The 8,318-nt window shown below is 26.1% G+C and carries 8 protein-coding genes; 7 read left to right on the top strand and 1 reads right to left on the bottom strand.

The genetic code is table 11. The annotated features are described in order from the left end of the window. Nucleotides 1-525 precede the first annotated feature (525 nt). The gene (locus MBFIL_RS00870) at nt 526-771 is read right to left on the bottom strand and encodes an MJ0307 family thioredoxin (RefSeq protein ID WP_066970544.1); all 246 of its coding nucleotides are present in this window, start codon (nt 769-771) and stop codon (nt 526-528) included. 453 nt (nt 772-1,224) lie between these two features. Between MBFIL_RS00870 and MBFIL_RS00865 the strand changes: the two genes are divergently transcribed. From MBFIL_RS00865 to asd, 7 genes are all read left to right on the top strand, one after another. After that, nucleotides 1,225-2,082, top strand: a complete 858-nt coding sequence (locus tag MBFIL_RS00865; RefSeq protein WP_066970542.1) for a shikimate kinase — start codon at nt 1,225-1,227, stop codon at nt 2,080-2,082. A gap of 261 nt (nt 2,083-2,343) precedes the next feature. Beyond that, nucleotides 2,344-2,664 (top strand): chorismate mutase, encoded by a 321-nt coding sequence (locus MBFIL_RS00860; RefSeq protein WP_066970540.1) that lies wholly within the window; start codon nt 2,344-2,346, stop codon nt 2,662-2,664. Nucleotides 2,665-2,669: 5 nt separating this feature from the next. Then, nucleotides 2,670-2,867 (top strand): 30S ribosomal protein S17e, encoded by a 198-nt coding sequence (locus MBFIL_RS00855; protein ID WP_066970539.1) that lies wholly within the window; start codon nt 2,670-2,672, stop codon nt 2,865-2,867. Between the two features lie 559 nt (nt 2,868-3,426). Continuing rightward, the gene (locus MBFIL_RS00850; RefSeq protein WP_066970537.1) at nt 3,427-4,647 is read left to right on the top strand and encodes an aspartate kinase; all 1,221 of its coding nucleotides are present in this window, start codon (nt 3,427-3,429) and stop codon (nt 4,645-4,647) included. Beyond that, nucleotides 4,644-5,537 carry a 4-hydroxy-tetrahydrodipicolinate synthase gene (gene dapA, locus MBFIL_RS00845; RefSeq protein ID WP_066970535.1) on the top strand — a complete coding sequence of 298 codons (894 nt, stop codon included), beginning with the start codon at nt 4,644-4,646 and terminating at the stop codon, nt 5,535-5,537. Before MBFIL_RS00850 ends, dapA begins: the two co-directional genes overlap by 4 nt. A 306-nt stretch (nt 5,538-5,843) precedes the next feature. Further along, a complete protein-coding gene (dapB, locus tag MBFIL_RS00840) occupies nt 5,844-6,665 on the top strand; it encodes a 4-hydroxy-tetrahydrodipicolinate reductase (protein ID WP_066970533.1) in 822 nt (273 codons plus the stop codon). Nucleotides 6,666-6,722: 57 nt separating this feature from the next. After that, nucleotides 6,723-7,772: an aspartate-semialdehyde dehydrogenase gene (gene asd / locus MBFIL_RS00835; RefSeq protein ID WP_066970531.1), complete on the top strand. Its 1,050-nt coding sequence runs from the start codon at nt 6,723-6,725 to the stop codon at nt 7,770-7,772. The last annotated feature ends 546 nt before the right edge of the window (nt 7,773-8,318 follow it).

The following is an 8,318-nucleotide window of genomic DNA, read 5'->3' as shown; positions in this document are numbered from 1 at the left end:
GACACACAAGACTAACAATATCAAGAATAAAAAACATGCTAAAAGAAAAATAAGAATATAAACAAAAAACATCACAACATTACACACTACATATCTAACATGAAAAATCCTTAACTTAACAGCTGTGGTATTTTATGGTATTTTATGTATTGTTTACAAATAATCTATCATTTATGTCAATTATTTAAAAATAATGCATTGACATTAAATAAAATTCAAATTTTAGCTGGTTATGCTTTTCAATATTTAATGCTAGTATTAGATTACTATTAATAATTTAACATGTTAATATAATTTATAAATTAAGTAATAATAATGTAACACTATTAAACGATATTAATATAAATTAGGTAAAATAAGTTTAAACAGGGAAAATATCTATTTAAATCTATTTAAATAGTTTTAATAATATAATGACTATTTTATTTAAACATAATATAAAAACAAGAATTAATATAGAAATATATTTAATAAATGAAGATAAATATATAATAATATAATTTGATTTAACTTTTTTAAATTAAATTAACTTTTTAACTTACTGAGTAAATCTTCAAAACTTGGAGCACCAACAAACTCAACAACACCATCAATTGCAATGGCTGGAACTGCCATTACTCCATATTCAACAGCTCTTTGACGATCTTCCATAATATTAATTACTTCTACTTCTATACTGTCTCCAATTTCTTGTTTTGCTTTTTCAACTAATTCTTCAGCCATTGGACAGTATGGGCAACTTGGAGATGTAAATACTTCGACTTTTACCATTTTATCAGTTCCTTTAATTTGTTATTAACTTTTTTATTATTAAATAATATATTTATATAATTACTCAATTATCTTGGTAATTATAAAAACATTTAATATTTTAATATTAATTAGTAGTTCTTATTTATATATTCCTTAATATTTAAAATTTATTATTTATAATTAAACACTGATTTCGCAAAATAGAAAATTTTGCAAAATCTCCTCTCAGGTACTTAAATCAGTTTTTATAGCTTTAAAAGGATTTTGAAAAAATTTTTTATTTTTTTCGAAATTATCGTACTAAAAATCATGTACTAACTAAATGTTTTTAATTAAAATAAGATAATTTAAATATTTATAGTACTAAATATTTAATCTACTCTTTTATATTTACTAAAATATTAATTTATTAATAATGGAAGTAAATATAATGTAGTATAGTAATTCATTGTTTAAGTTGAAGGTGATCTTTTGAAAGTAAATGTCCGTTCTTTAGGTTCAGCTACTATAGTTAATGCAATAGCTATTGGTAAGGGTTCAGCATTTGGAATTGATTTAGATATATTGACTAAATCCAAATCAATTACTTCAGGTATTAAATGTTCTTCAGATATTGGTGCAGATACTACATTAATGGAATTATCTGCTAAAAAAGTTATAGATTACTATAATGTTGATTTTGGAGTTGAAATAAGTACTAAATCTAACTTGCCTATGGCTTCAGGATTATCTAGTAGTAGTGCACTCTCTAATGCTGTTTGTAAATCAATAGCTATTTTAATTAGTGAAGAATTTGACCTTAAAGTTATAAGTGATATTGAAATCATTAATTTAGCTATTAATGCATCACTTGATGCAGGAGTTACAGTTACTGGGGCATTTGATGATGCTACAGCTTCTTACTTTGGTGGGGTTACAGTTACAGATAATATTTCCCGCAAAATCATTATTAAAGAAGATTTTGAAAATTATAATATTTTGATATATATGCCAAATAAAGGAGCAATGACTTCAAATTCAGATGTAAACCGGATGAAACTACTATCTCCTCTTGTTAAGATGGGATATAATTTAGCATTAAAAAGAGACTATTTAAATGCAATGAATTTAAATGGTTTATTATATTCTTCAACTTTAGGCTTTGATTCTGAAATAGCTATTGATGCATTAAATTCTGGAGCATTAGCATCAGGACTTTCAGGCACAGGCTCATCATTTGTAGCTATTTGTAATGATGATAAAATAGATGATGTAAAGGATGCGTGGAGTAGTTATTCTGGTAGGATAATTGAAACTAAGGTTAATAATATTGGAACGACTGTTTTATAATATGAATAACAAATATGGACCTTGATTAAGTAATTATTAAACTATTGTTGGCTTTTAATAGATAGTATTATAGTTTAAAATCCTTAATAATTTCAATTATTTGTATTTTTAAAAATCAAGTGATTTTTAGTTCGTTATAGAAATTCATAATGAATTTCATTATTGATTCTTAGTTTTATAATAGTAACTTATTAATAATAAATTGTATATAATAATTAAAATAATTGCATATAATAATTAATAAAGTATTTAAATGATATAATGAATAAAGATAATATTACTATTTTCAAAAATAAATCAGAAGCTCAAAGTCTTCTTAATGAGTCTCGCTTAGAAATAGATAAAATCGATGAGAATTTAATCGAATTATTTGCAAGGAGAACTGCTTTATCAAAAAACATAGTTTCTGCAAAGAAATATATTAATGTGCCAATTTATGATAAAAATAGAGAAAAAGAAATTCAAAATAAGATTAAAAATTTGGCTAATGATAAAAATATTGATGAAAATATTATTCTTAAAATCATGAATTTATTATTTGATCTTAATAAATTTCAACAAGAAAAATTTTTAGAGGAGTAATTAGAATGGGAAATATTAGAACTTCATTTGTTAAAAGAATATCCAAAGAACTTATTGAAACTCACACTGGTAAATTTACAACTGATTTTGATGAAAACAAAAAATTAGTAGTTGAATTTTCATCTGTAAGTACTAAACATTTAAGAAATAAGATAGCTGGATATGTTACAAGATTAGTTAGACAAGAATCAAGACAAAGTTAATCATATATGTAATATCAATTAAATATTTAATTTAGCTATTATTTTATATTGATATTGCTTAATTTTATATTCAATTAATTCTTATTTTTAATTTATTTCTGTTATATCTTTATTAATTCTATTTTTTATTTATAATTCTTAAATTATTCAATTTATCTCATTATAGCACATTGTTCAAAAAGTGTGACTTATAATCATTTTTCTTAATTCTTATGGAAAACATGATATGAATACTTTAAATTGAATTTAAAGGTTTTTCAGATGATATTTCTGAACATTCAAATTTGCTACATATGTTACAAGGCTTTTGGTAATATATTATAGTTAATCTTTTTTTAAATAGATTTTATATAACTACAATTAATTGTATTAATTGTAGAAATATATTTATATTAACGAAATCCAAAAATATATTGTAATATATTGAATTGAGTATTAACTTTAAATTTGAGTTTTTATTTTCATTAATTTCTAAAATCATTTAATATTTCAAATTAATTTATATTAATTATTTATAATTTAATCATATATTATTTACTTCAATTAGGTTGAGGATAAAATGGAGTTAATTGTAGTTAAATTCGGTGGAACTTCAATTGGTAATGGGGAAAGAATAAGAAAAGCGGCACAGTCTGTTGTTAATGAGTATATGAAAGGAAATAAAGTAGTTGTAGTTGTTTCTGCAATTAACAAGACAACCGATGATCTTATTAATATAATGAAAGATGCAATTGGAGATAATGTAACAGATAAACAAATGGCAGAAATTTTATCTATGGGCGAAATGACAAGCATAAGAGTTTTCTCTTCTGTGATTGAATCATTAGGTGTTAAATCGCAATTTATAGATCCTTTTGATGAATTATGGCCTGTTTTAACTGATAGCAATATTCTTGAAGCTAAAATAGATTTTAAAGAATCAGAATTAAATTCTAAAAAAATTTTAAAGCTTTTAGATCAAGGTATAATTCCTGTTGTCTGTGGATTTTTAGGAAAAAACTCTAAAAATCAAATTACAACTCTTGGAAGAGGAGGTAGTGATATTACTGCATTCTTCTTAGGGCATTCTTTAGATGCTGATGAGGTTATAATCGTTACTGATGTTGTTGGAGTAATGTCAACAGATCCTAATAAGATTCAAGATGCAAAAAAATTAGATAAGATTTCTGTTGAAGAAATGAGGGATTTAGCAACTCATGGTGCTCAAATTTTACATCCTCATGCACTGAAATATAAAGATCCTTTAATATCTGCTAAGATTATTAGCTATGAAAATGGAGATCTTTCAGATCCTGGAACTTTTATTGTAGGTCCAAATGAAGGTGTAATGATGAAATCTTCAATGTTGTGTCCTGAACCAATCTCCATAATAGCTGTTGTTGGGGAAAATATGCTTAAAAAACCAGGATTACTTGCTAAATTAACTGATAAATTAGCTATTAATGATATTAACATTTTTGGAATATCTGCTGGTCAAAATTCTGTAACAATCTTTGTAAATAAGAAAGATTCCATTAAAGCTCATCGCCTTTTACATGATTTAGTTGTTGAAATCGACTTTTTAAGCTCAGTTTCCTTAGGAAAAGAAATAGCTATGTTAACATTAGTTAGTCCTGAATTTATTGAAACTCCAGGTATTATATCAGATATTACAAAACCATTAAGAGAAAATAATATTAATATAGTGGAATTAACATCTTCTCAAACTGCAGTTGTGATTTTTGTAGATTGGAAAGATGGCAAAAAGGCTTATGAATATGTGAGGGAGATTTTAGAATGAAATTTGAAGGTACGAGTGTTGCTATGGTAACACCATTTACAAAAAATGATGAAATCGATGAGGAAGGCTTCAGATTTAATATTAATCGTTTGATTGATGGTGGAGTCGAAGGATTACTTGCTGCTGGAACCACAGGTGAATCTGCTACTATAACTCTTAATGAACAAATGAGGTTAATTGAACTTTTAGTTGATGAAGCTAATAATAAAGCATATACTATAGCAGGTGCAGGAAGTAATTCTTCAAGAGAATCATTAGAGCTTGTAAAACATGCTGAGGATGTTGGTGCAGATAGTGCACTGGTTATTACTCCCTATTACAACAAACCTCAGGCTCACGGACTTATAGAGCATTATAAACTTATAAATGATTCTACAAATATTCCAATAATTCTATACAATGTTCCATCAAGAACAGGAACTGATATGGATGTAGAAACTATGGTTGAAATAGCTAAATTCGATAATATTGTAGGAGTTAAAGAAGCCAATCCTGATTTAGATAAAATCTCAAGAATCAAAAAAGCCTTAGCTATTGAAGGAATTGAAAATGATTTTACAATCTTATCAGGTAATGATGATTTAACTTTACCAATAATGTCTCTTGGAGGTAAAGGTGTAGTTTCTGTTGCAGCTAATATTAGTCCTAAGGGTGTTTCTGACATGGTAAGATATGCTTTAAAAGGAGATTATGAAAGTGCACTTAAAATTCACTATGAATTATATAATTTAATGAAAATTCTCTTTTGTGAAAGCAATCCAGTACCATCTAAATTTGTATTAAATGCAATGGGTATTCCTGCAGGTCATGTAAGATTGCCATTAACTGATTTAAAAGATAAAAGTAAAATAGCTATTAAAGATGTTTTAAATGATTTATCTCTAATTTAAATGATTTAATGTAAGGTATGTAGTTCAAATGATTTATCTTTAATTTAATTATTACTATTTAGAGTTGATTATTAATATTACATATATTGCTACTATTATTACATATATTACATATATTACATATATTATTACATATATTACATATATTATTACATATATTACATATATTATTACATATATTGCTATTATTATTACATATATTATTACATATATTGCTATTATTATTACATATATTATTACATATATTGCTATTATTATTAATATTATTATTACTATTATATATTAAACATTAGTAGGAGTTTATTTATGATAAATATCGCTGTTACTGGGGCTGCTGGCAGAATGGGCTCTGGAATTATTAAAAAAGTCGTTGAACAAGAAAATATGGAATTAGTTGCTGCAATTGAAATACCTAATTCTCCACTTGAATCAAAAGATATTGGTGAAGTTATTGGAATAGGTTCAATTGGTGTGCCTGTCACAGGAGCTCAGGATTTAAAAAGCGTTTTAAAGTCTTCAGGGGCTGAAGTATTAGTTGATTTTACAATAGCTAGTGCAGCATTTAATACAATAAGGGTTGCTTCAAACTTAGGTGTTAATCTTATTGTTGGAACAACTGGTTTTACAGACGAACAAAAAAAGGAAATTCATAATTTTGTGAATGAAAATAATGTTAAAGCTGTACTATCTTCTAATATGTCAATAGGTGTAAATGTTTTCTTTAAAGCTTTAAAAGACATCACACCTTTTTTATATGATTTTGATATTGAAATTATTGAAGCTCATCATAATAAAAAGAAAGATTCTCCTTCTGGAACTGCTATGACTGCATTCAATGTAATAGCTAAAGAATTAAATAGAAGTCCTGAAGAAGTAGCGATTTATGGAAGACAAGGACTTGTTGGGGAAAGAACAAATAAAGAAATAGGATTGCATGCTATTCGTGGTGGAGATATTGTAGGAGATCACACTGTAATGTTCGTTGGTGAAGGGGAAAGGATAGAAATAAGTCACAAGGCTCATACAAGAGAAGTTTTCATAGCTGGTGTGATGAGGGCATTAAATTTTATAGAAAATGCTGTACCTGGGAAAGTAAATGATATGGCTGATGTTTTAGGGCTTAATTAATAAAAAAATTTAATTATATTTTAATTATAGTTTAGTTAATAAAAGGATTGTGTTAATATGGTAAATGTAGGTGTGCTTGGTGCAACTGGAATGGTAGGTCAGAGATTTATTCAATTACTTGATAGTCATCCAGATTTCAATTTAACTTCTTTAACTGCTTCTTCAAGATCTGCAGGTAAAAGATATGAAGATGCAACAACTTGGTATTTAGATGACTCTATGCCAGAATCTGTTAAAGATATTGTTGTAACTGATACTAATGTTGATGAAGTTTCCTATGATGTTGATATTCTTTTTTCATCACTTCCAACAGAAACTGCAGCTATTGTTGAACCAAAATTTGCTAAAAATTATATTGTGGCTTCTAATGCAAGTGCTATGAGAATGGAAAAAGATGTTCCTCTTGTTATTCCTGAAGTAAATCATGAATTTTTAGATTTAATCGAAATTCAACAGAAAAACAGGGGGTGGGATGGATTCATTGTTACAAATCCAAATTGCTCTACAATTGCACTTACTTTAACTTTGAAACCAATATATGATAATTTTAATATAAAAAAAGTTTATGTGTCTACAATGCAAGCTGTTTCTGGAGCAGGATATAGTGGTGTTTCTTCAATGGCAATTATTGACAATTTAATACCATATATTGGTAGTGAAGAAGAGAAAATGGAATCTGAAACATTACAACTTCTGGGAAGTATTGAAAATGGAAAAATTTCTAATGCTAACTTTAGAATAAGTGCTTCTTGTCATAGAGTAGCTGTCATTGATGGTCATACTGAAGCGGTTTTTGTAGAACTTGAAGATAATGCAAATATTGGGGATATAAAAACTAAAATGTCTAATTTCAAAAGTCTTCCTCAAGAATTAGATTTATATTCTGCACCAAAAAACCCTATAATTATTAAAGAAGAAGATGATCGTCCACAGCCAAGATTAGACAGAAATTCTTCTAATGGTATGGGGGTTACTGTTGGTAGACTTAGAAAAGATATAATATCTAACAATAGCTTTAAATATGTGCTCGTTGGACATAATACTATTCGTGGAGCCGCAGGAGCTTCGATATTGAATGCTGAACTTATTAATAAAACTATTTTATAATTTATTAAATTAGATTAAATTAGAGTAGTTTATATAAGTTTTATATTATGTTGGAGTAGATTATATACATAAATTTTATATTATGCTGGAGTAGTTTATTAAATATGGCAATAAATCTAAATGCAACAATAAATCTAAATTAGTAATAAAGTATGATTTAATAGAAACAATGAATATATTATTTTGTATTATTTTTAATTTAGTCATTATTTTTAATTTTCACTATTATTGTTTTTTAAGTTAATTGCTATGCTGTAGATTTTGATGGGGTCCAATTATTTTTCTATCTTTTTAATTTATTGCAACAGAATCTATAATCTTTATATATTTTTTCATATTTAACATGGAAAGAGCTAATTTATCTATTGCAGCATGACTTGAAAAGATATATCTGAGGATTCGCATTTAATGTTTCTTTTTTTGTTCTATTTTATTGATTTTTTCTTTATTTTTTGTGTTTTTATGTGAGTTTTTTTTAATATTTTGTTGGTTTTGTTGAATTGTTTTTAGTTGTTCTTATTGTTTTTGGTTTGTTTAATTTTATGT

This window comes from Methanobrevibacter filiformis, assembly GCF_001639265.1.
Taxonomy (GTDB): domain Archaea; phylum Methanobacteriota; class Methanobacteria; order Methanobacteriales; family Methanobacteriaceae; genus Methanacia; species Methanacia filiformis.
This window is presented reverse-complemented; position numbering and strand designations above follow the sequence as displayed.